At 67.8% G+C, this 16,208-nt stretch carries 16 protein-coding genes and 1 tRNA gene; 14 read left to right on the top strand and 3 right to left on the bottom strand.

Translation table 11 applies throughout. From position 1 onward, the window contains the following. Positions 1-21: 21 nt before the first annotated feature. Positions 22-402, bottom strand: coding sequence for a thioredoxin family protein (locus tag BDI24065_RS33855; RefSeq protein WP_039353754.1), 381 nt, complete (start codon positions 400-402; stop codon positions 22-24). 36 nt (positions 403-438) lie between these two features. After that, positions 439-1,758 carry a DNA-processing protein DprA gene (gene dprA, locus BDI24065_RS33860; protein ID WP_254609912.1) on the bottom strand — a complete coding sequence of 440 codons (1,320 nt, stop codon included), beginning with the start codon at positions 1,756-1,758 and terminating at the stop codon, positions 439-441. Between the two features lie 185 nt (positions 1,759-1,943). Here dprA and def point away from each other — a divergent pair, with 185 nt between their 5' ends. The 14 genes from def (at position 1,944) to BDI24065_RS33930 (ending at position 14,802) form a co-directional block, all read left to right on the top strand. Then, a complete protein-coding gene (gene def, locus BDI24065_RS33865; RefSeq protein ID WP_006477461.1) occupies positions 1,944-2,447 on the top strand; it encodes a peptide deformylase in 504 nt (167 codons plus the stop codon). A 34-nt stretch (positions 2,448-2,481) separates the two neighbouring features. After that, positions 2,482-3,465, top strand: coding sequence for a methionyl-tRNA formyltransferase (fmt, locus tag BDI24065_RS33870; protein WP_175034856.1), 984 nt, complete (start codon positions 2,482-2,484; stop codon positions 3,463-3,465). Between the two features lie 150 nt (positions 3,466-3,615). Then, positions 3,616-4,251, top strand: coding sequence for a LysE family translocator (locus BDI24065_RS33875; RefSeq protein WP_175034857.1), 636 nt, complete (start codon positions 3,616-3,618; stop codon positions 4,249-4,251). Between the two features lie 100 nt (positions 4,252-4,351). Then, positions 4,352-5,209, top strand: a complete 858-nt coding sequence (gene htpX / locus BDI24065_RS33880; RefSeq protein WP_011353570.1) for a zinc metalloprotease HtpX — start codon at positions 4,352-4,354, stop codon at positions 5,207-5,209. A gap of 232 nt (positions 5,210-5,441) precedes the next feature. After that, positions 5,442-6,833 carry a 16S rRNA (cytosine(967)-C(5))-methyltransferase RsmB gene (rsmB, locus tag BDI24065_RS33885; protein ID WP_175034858.1) on the top strand — a complete coding sequence of 464 codons (1,392 nt, stop codon included), beginning with the start codon at positions 5,442-5,444 and terminating at the stop codon, positions 6,831-6,833. After that, on the top strand, positions 6,830-7,420 hold the full coding sequence (locus BDI24065_RS33890; protein WP_043184739.1) for a DUF4390 domain-containing protein: 591 nt from the start codon (positions 6,830-6,832) through the stop codon (positions 7,418-7,420). The genes rsmB and BDI24065_RS33890 overlap by 4 nt, the downstream gene beginning before the upstream one ends. Beyond that, on the top strand, positions 7,410-9,824 hold the full coding sequence (esaS, locus tag BDI24065_RS33895; protein WP_175034859.1) for a sensor histidine kinase EsaS: 2,415 nt from the start codon (positions 7,410-7,412) through the stop codon (positions 9,822-9,824). Before BDI24065_RS33890 ends, esaS begins: the two co-directional genes overlap by 11 nt. Beyond that, the gene (gene esaR / locus BDI24065_RS33900) at positions 9,825-10,526 is read left to right on the top strand and encodes a response regulator transcription factor EsaR (protein ID WP_021163978.1); all 702 of its coding nucleotides are present in this window, start codon (positions 9,825-9,827) and stop codon (positions 10,524-10,526) included. A 61-nt stretch (positions 10,527-10,587) separates the two neighbouring features. Further along, a tRNA-Phe gene (locus tag BDI24065_RS33905) sits at positions 10,588-10,663 on the top strand. 358 nt (positions 10,664-11,021) lie between these two features. Continuing rightward, positions 11,022-11,756 carry a 7-cyano-7-deazaguanine synthase QueC gene (queC, locus tag BDI24065_RS33910; protein ID WP_043184736.1) on the top strand — a complete coding sequence of 245 codons (735 nt, stop codon included), beginning with the start codon at positions 11,022-11,024 and terminating at the stop codon, positions 11,754-11,756. Between the two features lie 75 nt (positions 11,757-11,831). Then, positions 11,832-12,464, top strand: coding sequence for a 7-carboxy-7-deazaguanine synthase (gene queE, locus BDI24065_RS33915; RefSeq protein ID WP_011353564.1), 633 nt, complete (start codon positions 11,832-11,834; stop codon positions 12,462-12,464). Between the two features lie 18 nt (positions 12,465-12,482). Next, positions 12,483-12,935: a 6-carboxytetrahydropterin synthase QueD gene (gene queD, locus BDI24065_RS33920; RefSeq protein ID WP_175034860.1), complete on the top strand. Its 453-nt coding sequence runs from the start codon at positions 12,483-12,485 to the stop codon at positions 12,933-12,935. A 308-nt stretch (positions 12,936-13,243) separates the two neighbouring features. Next, complete coding sequence (locus tag BDI24065_RS33925; protein WP_011353562.1) at positions 13,244-14,029, top strand: HpcH/HpaI aldolase family protein; 786 nt, start codon at positions 13,244-13,246, stop codon at positions 14,027-14,029. After that, positions 14,026-14,802, top strand: a complete 777-nt coding sequence (locus BDI24065_RS33930) for a tetratricopeptide repeat protein (protein WP_175034861.1) — start codon at positions 14,026-14,028, stop codon at positions 14,800-14,802. Before BDI24065_RS33925 ends, BDI24065_RS33930 begins: the two co-directional genes overlap by 4 nt. A gap of 94 nt (positions 14,803-14,896) precedes the next feature. Here the strand turns inward: BDI24065_RS33930 and rodA are convergent, their stop codons facing one another. Next, positions 14,897-16,045 (bottom strand): rod shape-determining protein RodA, encoded by a 1,149-nt coding sequence (gene rodA, locus BDI24065_RS33935; RefSeq protein ID WP_027785751.1) that lies wholly within the window; start codon positions 16,043-16,045, stop codon positions 14,897-14,899. Positions 16,046-16,208: the final 163 nt, after the last annotated feature.

The raw sequence follows: 16,208 nt of genomic DNA on the forward strand, positions 1-16,208 counted from the left end.
CCACCGGGCCGGCTCGCGAATTCAGGCTTCGACAGCCAGGATGTTGCGCAATTTCGGTGCGTGCGGCGCACCGGGTACCGCGCTCAGGTCGGACAGCATCCGCTCGACGATCGCCGCATGCGGCAGCACCGTGCCGAAGAAGCGCGCCGTGTGGGTATCTTCGATCAGGATCGTCGGGAAGTTCTCGACGTCGAGATCGTCGAGCTGGTCGGCATGTGTTTCGATGTCGATCCAGGCAAAGCAGGCGTCCGGATGTGCGTCGGCGAGCTGGTCGAAGGCCGTCCGGTAATCGCGGCAAGTGCCGCACCACTCGGCGCACAGGCAGGCGACGAGCAACGTGCCGGGGTCGGCGAGGCGCTCGGCGATCCGATCCGCATCGGTGTCGAGATTCAGCGCGGGCATGGGTTTCCTTGGGTATCGTCGGCGGCGTGGCCGCCCCTATGCCGGGGAATGTAGCACGCCGTGCACGGGCGGGGTGCGCGCCGCGTCAAGCCGCGCGAAGCGTCCGCCGGGGAGGCTGGCGACGCGGCCGGCCAGTTCCAGCGCAAGCAGCGCGCGGTGCAGCACGTCGTCGGACAGGCCGCTGTGCTCGGCGAGCCATTCGTAGGTGACGGGGCCGTATCCCAATGCGGCAAGCACGGCCTGTTCGGACGGGTTGCCAGGCAGTGGTGGCGGTGCGTCGGCTCGGGCTGGCATGGCGGCCGCAACGGCCGGATCGGCTTGTGCAGCACCGGCAGGTTCGGTTCCGCTGGGGTTGGCGGTGCTCGCGCCCTGATTGTCGAGCTGCAGGGCGATACCGGCCGCGCGAGCCGCTGGTTCGCCCAGCCCGTATTCATCGAGCACGTCGAGCGGCGCCGCCGTCAGCTTCGCGCCGTCGCGGATCAGTGCGTGGCAGCCTTGCGCGAGCGGTGCGTGGATCGAGCCCGGCATCGCGAATACATCGCGCCCCAGCTCGTTCGCGAGCCGAGCGGTGATCAGCGAGCCGGAGCGCGGCGCGGCCTCGACGACGAGCGCGCCGATCGCGAGTGCGGCGATCAACCGGTTGCGCTGCGGGAAGTGCGCGGCGCGGGCCGGGGTGCCGAGCGGCCATTCCGACACGATCGCGCCGTGTGCGGCGATCTCGTGGGCGAGCGCGCGGTGCCGCGCCGGATAGACGAGATCGGCGCCGGTCGCGATCACCGCGACCGTGCCCGACCGGCCGTCGAGCCCGCCGCGATGCGCGGCGCCGTCGATCCCGAGTGCGAGGCCCGATACGATCGGAAGCCCGGCGTCGGACAGCTCGCGTGCGAAGCGTGTCGCGTCGGCAAGACCCTGCGGCGTCGCGTGACGGCTGCCGACCACGGCGAGGCTGCGCGCGTGCAGCAGGTCGAGCCGGCCCTTTACATATAGCAGCGGCGGCGGATCGTGCAGGTCGCGCAGCCGCGGCGGGTAGGCCGGATCGCTCAGCGTGACGAGCACATTGCCCGGCGCGTCGAGCCAGGCGAGCACCGCGTCGGTGCGCGCGTCGAGATCGGCACGCTCGCTCGCGCGCACGGCCTGGGCGGCGGCGGGGCTGGCGACGGCGGCGATGGCCTGGTCGGACGCCCGTAGTAACGCGTCCGGCGAGCCGAATGCATCGAGCAATGCCTCGAGCACGGCGGGGGCGAGGCCGGGGGCATGCGCGAGTTGCAGCCACGCGCGCAGTGCGGAGGTGGTCAGCGCTTGCGGCGACATGAGGCGCCCCTCGAATGCGGTGGCCAGCGGACCGCGTGGCGCCATGATAAAATTTTCATCATCCGAAATACTCGACAGGGCCGCGCGCGCAGGCGCCCGGCCAATTGCAGGAGGCATGATCCGCGGCATTGATTCGCCGCGCGTCTGCCTCATCTTCATTGCATCCCGGCGGCAGCACCAGCTGGCCGGATGGCCGATGCGGCACGCCGCTCCACCGAATACCGAACGCCATGGCTTTACTCAATATTCTTCATTACCCCGACAAGCGGCTGCACAAGGTCGCGAAGCCCGTCGACAAGGTCGACGACCGGATCCGCAAGCTCGTTGCCGACATGGCCGAGACCATGTACGCGGCGCCCGGCATCGGCCTTGCGGCCACGCAGGTCGACGTGCACGAGCGCGTGATCGTGATCGACGTCTCCGAGGAGAAGAACGAGCTGCGCGCGTTCATCAACCCGGAGATCGTGTGGTCGAGCGACGCGAAGCAGATCTATGAAGAGGGCTGCCTGTCGGTGCCCGGCATCTATGACGAGGTCGAGCGTCCCGATCATGTGCGCGTGCGCGCGCTCAACGAGCAGGGCGAAACCTTCGAGCTCGACTGCGAGGGCCTGCTGGCCGTGTGCGTCCAGCACGAGATGGATCACCTGATGGGGCGCGTGTTCGTCGAATACCTGTCGCCGCTCAAGCAGACGCGCATCAAGACGAAGATGAAGAAACTCGAACGCGCGATGTGACGCGCGTTCGCCCAGCCCGACCCCGAACGCTGTCATGACCCATACGTTGCGCGTAGTTTTTGCCGGCACGCCGGAATTTGCCGCGGCTGCCCTCGCCGCGATCCACGAGGCCGGTTTTCCGGTGCCGCTCGTGCTCACCCAGCCCGATCGCCCTGCCGGGCGCGGGATGAAATTGCAGGCGAGCGCGGTGAAGCGCTACGCCGTCGAGCACGGGATGCCCGTCGCGCAGCCGCCGTCGCTGCGCCGCGCGGGCAAGTACCCGGCGGAGGCGGCCGACGCGATCGAGCTGCTGCGCTCGACCCCGCATGACGTGATGGTGGTTGCCGCGTACGGCCTGCTGTTGCCGCAGGAGGTGCTCGACATTCCGCGCGACGGCTGCATCAACATTCACGCGTCGCTGCTGCCGCGCTGGCGCGGTGCCGCGCCGATCCACCGTGCGATCGAGGCCGGCGACGCCGAGACGGGCGTCACGCTGATGCAGATGGACATCGGCCTCGACACCGGCGCGATGATCGAGGAAGCGCGCGTCGCGATCGCGCCCGACGAGACGACCGCGACCCTGCATGACCGGCTCGCCGCCGAAGGCGCGCGACTGATCGTCGACGCGCTCGTGAAGCTCGAGCGCGACGGCGTGCTGCCGGCCACGCCGCAACCGGCCGACGGCGTGACCTATGCTGAAAAGATCGGCAAGCACGAAGCGGCGCTCGATTGGCGCAAGCCGGCCGACGTGCTTGCGCGCCAGGTGCGTGCGTTCGATCCGTTCCCGGGCGGCGTCGCGACGCTCGACGGCGCGGCGATCAAGCTGTGGGCGGCCGAGCCCGTGGCGGCGCACGGCGATGCGCTGCCCGGCACGATCGTCGACGCTGCGCCGGAAGGTGTGGTCGTTGCGTGCGGCAGCGGGGCGCTGCGCGTCACGCAGTTGCAGAAGCCGGGCGGCAAGCGGCTGCCTGCCCGCGAATTCCTGGCCGGCTCGCCGCTCGCCGCGGGCCAGCGTTTCGCGCTGACCGACGTTGCCTGACGTTGCCTGACGCGGCCTGACGCGGCCTGACGCGGCCTGACCGCCATTCGACACGGCCTGCCGGGCGTGCGCAATCGGCCGGATGGCCGAGTCGCGCGGTGCGGCAGGCGCGCGTAGAATTTCCCTGCGCTCTCCGGTTTCGAGGTTTTCATGTTCGGCATCACCCATTTCGGCTTCTTCGTACTGGCAGTCTTCCTGCTGAACGTCACGCCCGGCCCCGATACCGCCTATATCGTCGGCCGCAGCGTCGCGCAGGGCCGCGGTGCGGGGCTGATGTCGGCGCTCGGCATTTCGGCCGGCTGCTGCGTTCACGCGCTCGCCTGCGCATTCGGCCTGACCGCGCTGCTCGCGGCGTCGGCTGCCGCGTTCACGGTGATCAAGCTGGTCGGTGCCGCCTACCTGATCTACCTCGGCGTGCGGATGATCCTCGCGAAGCAGGGGGGCGAGCCGTCGGGCACGGCGGCCACGCAAGCCGCCAAGCCGCTGCGTCAGCTGTTCATGCAAGGCTTCTGGACCAACGTGCTGAACCCGAAGGTCGTGCTGTTCTTCGTATCGTTTTTCCCGCAGTTCGTGTCGGCCGACAGCCCGCACAAGGCATGGGCGTTCCTGACCCTCGGCGGCGTGTTCGTCGCGATGAGCACGGTGTGGACCAGCGTCGTCGCGTGGGTCGCGGGCAGCGTTACGGCGCGCTTTTCCGGCAAGCCGGGCGTCAAGAAATGGCTCGACCGCACGGTCGGCAGCGCTTTCGTCGGCCTCGGCCTTCGTCTTGCAACATCGCAACGCTGAGATTGAATTTTTCCGGCAAGACCTTATCTAACAAATCGCTTACAATTTTCCGTCGCGTTCTTTGATGCGCGGCGGGTCCCCTGACGGATAAGGAGTGGGTATGTTCAATTGGGTCAAAACGGCGATGCTGATGGCCGCGATCACGGCCCTGTTCATCGTGATCGGCGGGATGATCGGCGGCTCGCGGGGCATGACGATCGCGCTGCTGTTCGCGCTCGGCATGAATTTCTTCTCTTACTGGTTCTCGGACAAGATGGTGCTGCGCATGTACAACGCGCAGGAAGTCGACGAGAACACGGCGCCGCAGTTCTACCGGATGGTGCGCGAGCTGGCCACGCGCGCGAACCTGCCGATGCCGCGCGTCTACCTGATCAACGAGGACGCGCCGAACGCGTTCGCGACGGGCCGCAACCCCGAGCACGCGGCAGTCGCCGCGACGACGGGCATCCTGCGCGTGCTGTCCGAGCGCGAGATGCGCGGCGTGATGGCGCACGAGCTCGCACACGTGAAGCACCGCGACATCCTGATCTCGACGATCACCGCGACGATGGCGGGTGCGATCTCGGCCATCGCGAACTTCGCGATGTTCTTTGGCGGGCGCGACGAGAATGGCCGGCCGGCCAACCCGATTGCGGGTATCGCGGTCGCGCTGCTCGCACCGATCGCAGGCGCCTTGATCCAGATGGCGATTTCGCGGGCGCGCGAGTTCGAGGCCGACCGTGGCGGCGCGCAGATTTCCGGCGATCCGCAGTCGCTCGCGACCGCGCTCGACAAGATCCATCGCTATGCGGCGGGCATCCCGTTCCAGGCGGCCGAGCAGCATCCGGCCACCGCGCAGATGATGATCATGAACCCGCTGCACGGCGGCGGCCTGCAGAACCTGTTCTCGACGCACCCGGCCACCGAGGAGCGCATCGCGCGCCTGATGGAGATGGCGCGTACCGGCCGCTTCGACTAAGCCACGGCACACCGTGCGGCAATAGCCGCACGGGGGCTGCCACACCACCCCGCACGCTTCGCGCTGCGGGGTGTTTCATTTGTGCGTGCCGTAAAGGGGCCAAAGGGCCTGCGGCGTCGCACGCTACAATGCCCGGTTTGGGATCGCAGGGCCCGCGGGCGCCGCGATCCCGCCGTTTGCCGCATTTGCTTGCTGTGCCTGTTTGCCGCGCTTGTTTGCCGAATTTGCTCCGATGACACGAACCCGTTCTACCGCTCCGTCTTCTTCCGGCCGCCCGGCGCGCCTGTCCGCGCTGCATCTCGCGCCCGATTCGCTCGGCTTCGCACTCGACGCGGCCGCGCAGGCGGTCGATGCGGTGCGGCGCGGCACCGCGCTGCCGGCGGCACTCTCGGCGATGTTCGCGCAGATGCCGTCCGGTACGCAGGCACTCGCGCGCGGGGCGACGCAAGACGTCGCATACAGGACGATGCGCCGCCTCGGCAGTGCGGACTGGCTGATCGGTCGATTCATCAGCAAGGCGCCGCCCGCACACGTGCACGCGGTGCTCGCCGGCGCGTTCGCGCTGCTGCTCGACCCGGCGGACGAAGCCGCGTACCCGGCGTTCACGGTGGTCGACCAGGCCGTGACCGTGATCGGTGCTCGTCGCGAATGCGCGTTCGCGAAGGGAATGGTCAACGCGGTGCTGCGCCGTTTCCTGCGCGAGCGCGATGCGCTCGTCGCGGCGCTGCAGGACGATGTCGTCGCGCGCTGGAACTACCGCGCGTGGTGGGTCGATTCGGTGAAGCGCGCATGGCCCGATGCATGGCAGGCGATCCTCGCGGCCGGCGAGCGCCAGGGTCCGCTGACGCTGCGCGTGAATGCGCGCCGCGCGAGCGTCGACGCGTATCTCGATACGCTGCGCGCGAACGGGATCGAAGCGGCCGCAATCGGCCGGCATGCAGTGCGGCTCGCGTCGGCGCTGCCGGTCGATCGCATTCCGGGGTTTGCCGACGGTGTCGTGTCCGTGCAGGACGCCGGCGCTCAGCTCGCAGCCGAATGGCTCGGCGCGCGCGACGGCATGCGCGTGCTCGATGCGTGTGCGGCGCCCGGTGGCAAGACCGGTCATATCCTCGAGCTTGCCGATGCGGAGGTCGTTGCGCTGGAAAGCGATGCCGCGCGCGCGGCGCGGATCGGCGAGAACCTCGTGCGGCTGTCGCTCGAAGCGGATGTGCGCGTCGGCGATGCGGGCGCACCCGATGCGTGGTATGACGGGCGCCCGTTCGACCGCATCCTCGCCGACGTGCCGTGCTCGGCGTCCGGCATCGTGCGTCGGCACCCCGACATTCGCTGGCTGCGCCGCGAGGCCGACATCCCGGCGCTCGTCGCGGAACAGCGTCGCATCCTGTCGGCGTTGTGGCCGCTCGTGAAGCCGGGCGGCGAACTGCTTTACGTGACCTGTTCGGTCTTCCCCGAAGAAGGCGAACTGCAGGCCCGCTGGTTTGAAGCGGCCTGTGAAGATGCGGTACGATTGGACGCCCCCGGCCAGCTGCTGCCGGGCGGAGTGAAGGGAGGGGCGGCCGCCGGCGCACTCGACCAGAACACCGATCACGACGGATTTTTCTACGCGCGGTTTCAGAAACGGTGACGATCAAACACCTTTTTCCACTTCGGCTCGCGGCCGTCCTGATGGTCGCGTTGACGCTGTGCCTGGCTGTCGTCCGGCCGGCGCATGCCGAGTCGATCGCCGTGCAGCGCGCGTCGCTCCAGTCCGACGGAAGCGGCTGGAGCCTCGACGCACGCTTCGATTTCGAGCTGAACCCGAACCTCGAGGATGCCGTCAACAAGGGCATCCCGCTTTATTTCACGACCGACTTCGAGTTGAGCCGTGCGCGCTGGTACTGGTTCGACGAGCAGCCGGTGGCGGTGACGCAGACGATCCGCCTGTCGTTCCAGCCGCTCACGCGCGAGTATCGCGTGTCGACGGGCGGCCTGCAGCTCGGTTTCCCGTCGCTGAAGGACGCGCTCGCGGTCGTCAGGCACATCACGTCGTGGCACGTGATCGACCGCAACCAGGTGCGCTCCGGTGAAACCTATACGGCATCGGTGCGGATGCAGCTCGATACGGCGCTGATGCCGAAGCCGTTCCAGGTCGATGCGGTGAACAACCGCGACTGGACGCTCGGGTCGGACTGGAAGCGCTTCAACTTCACGGTGACCGAACGTGCTAAATAAAGTGCGCCGCGCGGCCAGCGGGAAGAGCCTCCTCGTTCGCGTGATCGTCTCGACCGTCGCGCTCACCGCGTTGCTGCTGCTCGTGCTGCTCGCGGCCGCGAGCGCGAACACCGAATTCTTCGACCGCTACTACTCGTGGCTGTACGCGATGAACATCGTCGTCGCGCTCGTGTTCCTGCTCGTGGTGCTCGGGCTGATCGGGATGATCGTCGTGCGCCTGAGGAAGGGCAAGTTCGGCACGCGGCTGCTCGCGAAGCTCGCGGTATTTTTCGCGCTCGTCGGCGTGGTGCCGGGCGGGATCATCTACATCGTGTCGTACCAGTTCGTATCGCGCAGCATCGAGTCGTGGTTCGACGTGAATGTCGAGACGGCGCTGACGGCCGGCCTGAACCTCGGCCGCGGGATGCTCGATGCGTCGCTGTCCGATCTGCAGACGAAGGCGCGGCTGATGTCCGACCAGCTCGCGAGCGTCGATGCGAACACGAACGGCACGACGCTCACGCTGCTGCGCTTGCGCGACCAGTTCGGCGTGCAGGACGCGACGATCGTCGAGCCGAGCCGCGGCGGCTCGGGTGCGGCGCCCGACCTGCACATCGTCGCGCAGGCGTCGGGCAATTTCGCGGCGCTGATTCCGGACGACCTGCCGACGCCGCTGATGTTGAACCAGGCGCGCGAACATGGCGCGTACGCGGCGATCGAAGGTGAAGTCGACGGCGACCCGCGCGCGCACGGCGCGAAGGGCGCGCTGCGGTTGCGCGTCGTGCGGCCGATTCCCGATGCATCGACGTCGCTGCTGCAGCCGGCCGAACGCTTCCTTCAACTCACGCAGCCGGTGCCGCCCACGCTTGCGCACAACGCGGATGCCGTGCAGCGCGCCTATCGCGAGTACCAGGAAAAGTCGCTCGGCCGCACGGGGCTGCGCAAGATGTACATCGGCACGCTGACGCTCGCGCTGTTCCTCGCGACCTTCATCGCGATGATGCTTGCGCTTGCGCTCGGCCAGCAGCTCGCACGGCCGCTGTTCCTGCTCGCGCAGGGCACGAAGGAGGTCGCGGAAGGCGACTACACGCCGAAGCGCGAGATCAAGACGCGCGACGAGCTCGGCTTCCTCACGCAGTCGTTCAATGCGATGACGCGTCAGTTGTCCGAGGCGCGGCTCGCGGTCGAGAAGAACCGCGTTGCGCTCGAGCATTCGAAGACGTATCTCGAGAGCATCCTCGCGAACCTGACGGCCGGCGTGTTCGTGCTCGACCGCCAGTTCCGGCTGACGACGGCCAATCGCGGTGCCGAGCGGATCTTCCGGCAGCCGTTCAACGCGCTGATCGGCACGACGCTCGACCGGATCGGCGTGGCCGCCGGGTTCGGCGCGATGGTGCGCAAGGCGTTCGCCGATCGCGAGGCGGCGTCCGACGGCGGCAGCGGCGATCGCGGCCACTGGCAGCAGCAGTTCGCGATCGAGGTGCCGGGCGAAGCCGATCCGTTGACGCTGCTCGTGCGCGGCACGCGCCTCGTGTCGACGGTCGAGGGGCAGGCCGACGATCCGCAGACGTCCGGTTACGTCGTCGTGTTCGACGACATCTCCGACGTGATTTCCGCACAGCGTTCGGTCGCGTGGGGCGAGGTCGCGCGCCGGCTCGCGCACGAGATCAAGAATCCGCTGACGCCGATTCAACTGTCGGCGGAGCGGCTGCAGATGAAGCTGTCCGACAAGCTCGCACCGCCCGACGCCGATGTGCTCAAGCGCGGCGCGACGATGATCGTCAACCAGGTCGCCGCGATGAAGCGGATGGTCGACGATTTCCGCGAATACGCGCGCACGCCGCCGGCGGTGCTCTCGAATCTGCAGTTGAACGAACTGGCGAGCGAGGTGCTCGGGCTGTACGGTGTGGGCGAAGGCAAGAGCGCGATCGTCGCCGAGCTCGCGCCGTCGCTGCCGGTGATTCGCGGTGACGCGACGCAATTGCGCCAGGTGATTCACAACCTGCTGCAGAATGCGCAGGATTCGGTCGCGGAGTCGGCGCATCCGCGTGTGTTGATCGAAACCAAGACAGTAGAATATGGCGATCCCGACGCAGAGGGCAAAACGCGCGTCGCGGTACGTCTTACCGTGTCCGACAACGGGCCCGGTTTTCCGGCGCGCATCCTGACCCGCGCGTTCGAGCCTTATGTGACGACGAAGGCGAAGGGCACGGGGCTGGGGTTGGCCACGGTCAAGAAAATCGTCGATGAGCACGGTGCGCGGATCGATCTGCGCAATCGCATGCATGGCGAGACCGTCGAGGGTGCGCAGGTGTCGATCCTGTTCCTGCAGATGGCGAGCGATGCGCCAGGCGCCGAATCGGGCGTGCAGGACGGGGCGGCCCCCGCCAAGACAAAAGCAAGTGAGCAGACAAAGGCAGCGTAAATGGCAACCATCCTGGTGGTAGATGATGAAATGGGCATCCGGGAATTGCTCTCGGAGATCCTCAGCGATGAAGGACATGTCGTCGAGGCGGCGGAGAACGCGCAGGCCGCGCGGGAATACCGGTTGAATCAGGCGCCCGATCTCGTGCTGCTCGATATCTGGATGCCCGATACCGACGGCGTGACGTTGCTCAAGGAGTGGGCGGCGCAAGGGCTGCTGACGATGCCCGTGATCATGATGTCCGGGCACGCGACGATCGATACGGCCGTCGAGGCGACGAAGATCGGCGCGCTCGATTTCCTCGAGAAGCCCATCGCGCTGCAGAAGCTGCTGAAGTCCGTCGAGCACGGCCTCGCACGCGGTGCGGCGCCGGTGTCCGCGAACGCGGCGGCGAAGGCCGGCGCAGGGCAGGCAGCGGGGCCCGCGGCGGTTGCATCCGCGGCCGCGCTGCCGACGCTCGGCGACGACATGGCTTCGGCACTCGGCCTCGCAGGCCAGACGGCTGCGATCCCGTTCGACATCCCGTTGCGCGAAGCGCGCGATGCGTTCGAGCGCGCGTACTTCGAATATCACCTCGCGCGCGAAAACGGCAGCATGACGCGCGTCGCGGAGAAGACGGGCCTCGAGCGCACGCACCTGTATCGCAAGCTCAAGCAGCTCGGTGTCGAGCTCGGGAAGAAGCCGTCCGAAGGCGCCGTATAAAATATTTCGTGAAAGTACTTGATCAAGTAACAAAGGGTGGATATACTTTCTCTTCTTCGTTGGCCCGGTAGCTCAGTTGGTAGAGCAGCGGATTGAAAATCCGCGTGTCGTTGGTTCGATTCCGACCCAGGCCACCAGAATTAAAACCCCAAGAATCGGAAGGTTCTTGGGGTTTTTCGTTTGTGGTGAGGTTTGCGTGATGAGTGGCGTGGGGTAGCGTGCCCGGCAGTGTTCGTGAGGGCATGATAAAATCCGTGTCCGCTCAATAACTTAGCGCATCGCTTCATGCGCACGGCAGGCTGCCAGCGTGGCGCCGCCGTGGCGCGCGGCAACGATGCCGCGCGATGGGCGGTATAAGCGCTCCGCCGCGTTCGCGGCCGATTGCGCTGCCTATACTGGTCGAGCCGGCCCAGGCCGGCACGCGTCGGGCCGCCCGGCGGCAGCCGGCCCCGGGGCGCAGCGCGACGCGAGCCTACACATTCACGGAGTATCACGGTGATTCGGACAGACGCTAAAGACGGCGCGCTCGTGTTGTTTTCCGGCGGGCAGGACTCGGCCACGTGCGTGGCATGGGCCCTGGAACGCTACCAGACGGTCGAGACGCTCGGCTTCGATTACGGCCAGCGTCACCGCGTCGAGCTCGAATGTCGCGAAGGCGTACGCGAAGCGCTGAAGCGTGATTTTCCCGCCTGGTCGGACCGGCTCGGCGACGATCACATGATCGACCTGTCGGTGCTCGGCGCGATCAGCGATACCGCGATGACGCGCACGATCGAGATCGAGACGGCGGCGAACGGCCTGCCGAATACGTTCGTGCCGGGCCGCAACCTGATGTTCATGACGATCGCCGCCGCGATCGCTTATCGCCGCGGGCTGCGCGTGCTGGTCGGCGGGATGTGCGAGACCGATTTCTCGGGCTACCCCGATTGCCGCGACGATACGATGAAGGCGCTGCAGGTCGCGCTGAACCTCGGGATGGACACGCGCGTCGTGCTCGAGACGCCGCTGATGTGGCTCGACAAGGCGCAGACCTGGCAACTCGCCGAACAGCTCGGCGGCGAAGCACTCGTCGAGCTGATCCGCGTCGAGACGCACACGTGCTACGTGGGCGAGCGCGCGGAACTGCACGAGTGGGGCTTCGGCTGCGGCGAATGCCCGGCGTGCAAGCTGCGCAAGCGCGGCTACGAGGCTTACCTGAAGGGCGAGCGGGTGACCGAAGCGCCGCTGTGACGCGGCTGCGCGGGCAGCGCTGGATGAATAACGGATTCTGATCGACAACGAGCGGCGCGAGCCGGACGAAGCACGATGACTTACGCGGTCAAGGAAATTTTCTACACGTTGCAGGGCGAGGGCGCGAACGCGGGCCGGCCGGCCGTGTTCTGCCGGTTCGCCGGCTGCAACCTGTGGTCGGGCCGCGAAGAGGATCGTGCGGAGGCCGTGTGCCGCTTCTGCGATACCGACTTCGTCGGCACCGACGGCGAGAACGGCGGCAAATTCAAGGACGCCGAAGCGCTCGTCGCGACCATCGCCGGCCTGTGGCCGGAGGGCGAGGCGCACCGTTTCGTCGTCTGCACGGGCGGCGAGCCGATGCTGCAGCTCGACCAGCCGCTCGTCGACGCGCTGCACGCGGCCGGCTTCGAGATCGCGATCGAGACCAACGGCTCGCTGCCGGTGCTCGAATCGATCGACTGGATCTGCGTGAGCCCGAAGGCCGACGCGCCGCTCGTGGTCACGAAGGGCAACGAGCTGAAGGTCGTGATCCCGCAGGACAACCAGCGGCTGGCCGACTACGCGAAGCTCGACTTCGAGTATTACCTCGTCCAGCCGATGGACGGCCCGTCGCGCGACCTCAATACGAAGCTCGCGATCGACTGGTGCAAGCGTCATCCGCAGTGGCGGCTGTCGATGCAGACCCACAAATATCTGAACATTCCCTGAGCCACGGCTTTTGACATCGTGCTGATTACCCGAAAACTCGAATTCGACGCGGGACACCGCATTCCCGATCACCGCAGCCAGTGCCGGAACCTGCATGGCCATCGCTATGTGCTCGAAGTCACGCTGCGCGGCGATCTCGTCGATACCGAGGGGGCGCCCGACCGCGGCATGGTGATGGATTTCGCGGACGTGAAGGCGCTCGCGATGGAGCATCTGGTCGGCAAGTGGGACCACGCGTTTCTGGTCTACGCGCGCGACGAGGTCGTGCGCTCGTTCCTCGAGCAGATGGCCGACCACAAGACGGTCGTGATCGACCGGATCCCGACGGTCGAGAACCTCGCGGCGATCGCGTTCGACATCCTCTCGAACGTGTATGACGCGCACTACGGCGTGAACCTGCGGCTCGAGCGCGTGCGCCTGTACGAAACGCCGAACTGCTGGGCCGACGTCGAGCGCCAGCCCGGCCGCTGATCCCGCCTTCCCGGCAGCCCCGCCAGCCGGCGCGGGCTGCCTGACGCCGCGCCGCGCGGCCTCGTCCCGTCTCGCTTCCCGTCCGTTCCCACATTTCGCGTAACGCCGCGCTATGATCGTTGCGTGGCGCCAAAAAACGCAGCCGTGCGCCATCGCGCGGCCGGCGCTGTCAGATCGGCCGCCCACGGCCGACCAACGTTCCAGGGCCCGGTCCTGGCGCCGCCGTGCTTTGCCGCCCGGCGTGTCGCGCTCCGCTTTGCCCGTTGCTTGTCCCGTTCGATTGCCGTTCCGTCCAGGAGGCCGTATCGATGAGCACGCTCACCAATTCCCTCAAACAACGCCTGCGTGACGGCGACGAGCCGCTGTACGGCCTGTGGCTGTCGCTCGGCAGCGAGTCGGCCGCGGAAGCGCTCGCGCATGCCGGCTACGACTGGCTCTGCATCGACATGGAGCACGCGCCGAACGACAGCCGCGATGTTGCATCGCAGTTGCGCGCGATCGCCGCCGCCCATCTGCCGAGCGAGCCCGTCGTGCGCGTGCCGGCGCGCGAGCCGTGGCTCGTGAAGCGCGCGCTCGATGCGGGCGCGCGCACGCTGATGTTTCCCGGTATCGAGACGCCGGACGACGCCGTGCATGCGGTGCGGCTCACGCGCTATCCGTCGCCCGATTCGCCGGACGGGCTGCGCGGCGTCGCGGGCATGGTGCGCGCGGCGGCGTTCGGCATGCGCCGCGATTACGTGCAGACGGCGAACGCGCAGGTCGCGGTGATCGTGCAGATCGAATCGGCGCGCGGCGTCGACGAAGTCGAGCGGATTGCGGCGCTGCCTGGCGTCGACTGCCTGTTCGTCGGCCCGGCCGATCTCGCGGCGAGCCTCGGGCATCTCGGCGACATCCGTCACCCGGACGTCGAAACCGCGATGGCGCGCGTGCTCGCGGCCGGCCGGCAGGCCGGCGTCGCGGTCGGCATCTTCGCGGGCGATACGGCGGCCGCGCGCCAGTATCGTGAAGCCGGCTACCGGATGATCACGCTGTCGGCCGACGTCAGCTGGCTGTTGCGCGCAACGCGGCAGGCGCTGCAGGAGGTACGGTCATGAACGGTGGCGACGGCGCGTGCCGTGGGCGCGCGCAGGGTGGGATCGGGGTGCGCGGGCAGGTCGGCGCGCTGCTCGGCCTGTGGTGCGTGTGTATCGCGGCGGCCGCGCAGGGCGCGCCGCAAGCGAAGCCCGATCCGTCGCACGAGACGCAATCGGCGGTCGCCGACTACAACGCCGGCGACTATCGCGCGGCGCTGGTGCAGTTCCACGACGCGGCCGAACGCGGCGACCGTCTCGCGCAATTCAACTACGCGATGATGCTGCTGACCGGCGAAGGCGTGACGGCGAACGTCGACGAAGGGCTGCGCTGGCTGAAGCGCGCGGCCGACGCGAACATGTCGCATGCGCAGTATGTGTACGGCCGGATGTTCGACGATGGCGAGTTCGTCACGCGCGATCCGGCCGAGGCGCATCGCTGGTTCCTGCGGGCGGCGAAGCAGGGGCACGTGCAGGCCGAGCTGTCGCTCGCGAACCAGTTCCTCGACGGGCGCGGCACGCCGCGCGACAACCGGCAGGCGTTCGCGTGGTACAAGCAGGCCGCCGACGCGGGCGAGCCGACCGCGCAGTACGTGACCGCGTCGTTCTACGAGCGTGGTGGCGACGGCGTCGCGCAGAACCTGAACATCGCGCGGGCGTATTACGCGGCGGCCGCCGCACAGGGCGACGAGACGGCCGGGCTGAAATTCAAGGAGCTGAGTGCGCGGCTGAAGGCGCAGGGGCCGGCATCGGGTTCCGGCGCGGAGCCGGGCGGGGCGCACGCGCCGCCGCCGTGAGCGGGCAGCCGGGCTGCGCTGCGCGTTCCGCACACGCGGTCGAAAAAAACGGCGCCGAGGCGCCGTTTTTCTTGGTGCGATGCGTGTCGCGCGGTCAGCTCTTCATCAGCCGCCGCTGCCGCCCGACGCTCATGATCATCCCGATCGCGATACCGAGCGTCGTGAGCGCGGTGCCGCCATAACTCATGAACGGTAGCGGCACGCCGACGACCGGCAGCACGCCGCTCACCATCCCGATGTTGACGAACGCATAGACGAAGAACGCGAGTGTGAGCGAGCCCGCGAGCAGGCGGCCGAACAGCGTCGCGCCCTGCGCGGCGATATAGAGCCCGCGCGCGATCAGCGCCATGTACAGCGTCAGCAGCACGAGCCCGCCGGCCAGCCCCCATTCCTCGGAGAACACCGCGAAGATGAAGTCGGTGTGCTTCTCCGGAATGAATTCGAGGTGCGCCTGCGTGCCTTTCAGGTAGCCCTTGCCGAGCACGCCGCCCGAGCCGATCGCGATCACGGCCTGGATCGTGTGGAAGCCCTTGCCGAGCGGATCGGAAGTCGGGTCGAGCAGCGTGCACACGCGGTGCTTCTGGTAATCGTGCATCAGCGGCCACTGCACTTCGGGCTGGCAGATGCGTTCTTCGAACACGGCGATCGAGCCGACCGCGATCACGCCCGCAACGAGCACCGGCACGATCAGCTTGAACGACAGGCCGGCGAGGTAGATCACGAAGAAGCCGGCCGCGAACACGAGCAGGCCCGTGCCGAGGTCGGGCTGCTTCGCAATCAGTCCGACCGGAACCAGCAGGATCCCGAATGCGGCGACGAAGTCGTACCAGCGCAGCCCGCCTTCGCGGCGCTGGTAGTACCACGCGAGCATCAGCGGTGTCGCGATCTTGAGGATTTCCGACGGCTGGATCACGACGCCGACGTTCAGCCAGCGCTTCGCGCCCTTCTTGGTCATCCCGAACAGTGCGACCGCGACGAGTAGCGCGACCCCGAACGTATAGAGCGGGACCGCGAAGCGCATCAGCGTCGTGGGCGGGATGTTGGCGATCACCCACATCAGCACGAACGTCAGCAGGATGTTGCGCAACTGGTCCTCGACGCGGCCCGGCATGTCGATCGCCGCGCTGTACAGCGTGACGATGCCGACGCACAACAGCAGGAACACGATGAGGGCGAGCGGGCGGTCGAAGCCCGCGAACATCTGCTTGATCTTGTCGAGCCAGGCGCGCTTGTCGAATTGCATGCCTTTCTCCGTTAATGAGCGGTGCCGGCGTCCGCCGACTTTGCGGGGGCCGTTGCACGGTGAGTGTCATCGCGCGTCGTGGCGACGAGCGGCTGCGCGTCGCTGGCGGGCCGGCGCGGCCGGTGCGGGCGCCGGATCGGCGGCAGGCTCGCGGCCCTCGGCG

It is taken from the genome of Burkholderia lata (assembly GCF_902499025.1).
Classification (GTDB): Bacteria; Pseudomonadota; Gammaproteobacteria; order Burkholderiales; family Burkholderiaceae; genus Burkholderia; species Burkholderia lata_C.

Coding starts and splice junctions, on each gene's coding strand:
- BDI24065_RS33855 (WP_039353754.1), bottom strand. CDS start 402: ATGCCCGCGCTGAATCTCGACACCGATGCGGATCGGATCGCCGAGCGC.
- dprA (WP_254609912.1), bottom strand. CDS start 1,758: ATGGCGCCACGCGGTCCGCTGGCCACCGCATTCGAGGGGCGCCTCATG.
- def (WP_006477461.1), top strand. CDS start 1,944: ATGGCTTTACTCAATATTCTTCATTACCCCGACAAGCGGCTGCACAAG.
- fmt (WP_175034856.1), top strand. CDS start 2,482: ATGACCCATACGTTGCGCGTAGTTTTTGCCGGCACGCCGGAATTTGCC.
- BDI24065_RS33875 (WP_175034857.1), top strand. CDS start 3,616: ATGTTCGGCATCACCCATTTCGGCTTCTTCGTACTGGCAGTCTTCCTG.
- htpX (WP_011353570.1), top strand. CDS start 4,352: ATGTTCAATTGGGTCAAAACGGCGATGCTGATGGCCGCGATCACGGCC.
- rsmB (WP_175034858.1), top strand. CDS start 5,442: ATGACACGAACCCGTTCTACCGCTCCGTCTTCTTCCGGCCGCCCGGCG.
- esaR (WP_021163978.1), top strand. CDS start 9,825: ATGGCAACCATCCTGGTGGTAGATGATGAAATGGGCATCCGGGAATTG.
- queE (WP_011353564.1), top strand. CDS start 11,832: ATGACTTACGCGGTCAAGGAAATTTTCTACACGTTGCAGGGCGAGGGC.
- BDI24065_RS33925 (WP_011353562.1), top strand. CDS start 13,244: ATGAGCACGCTCACCAATTCCCTCAAACAACGCCTGCGTGACGGCGAC.
- BDI24065_RS33930 (WP_175034861.1), top strand. CDS start 14,026: ATGAACGGTGGCGACGGCGCGTGCCGTGGGCGCGCGCAGGGTGGGATC.
- rodA (WP_027785751.1), bottom strand. CDS start 16,045: ATGCAATTCGACAAGCGCGCCTGGCTCGACAAGATCAAGCAGATGTTC.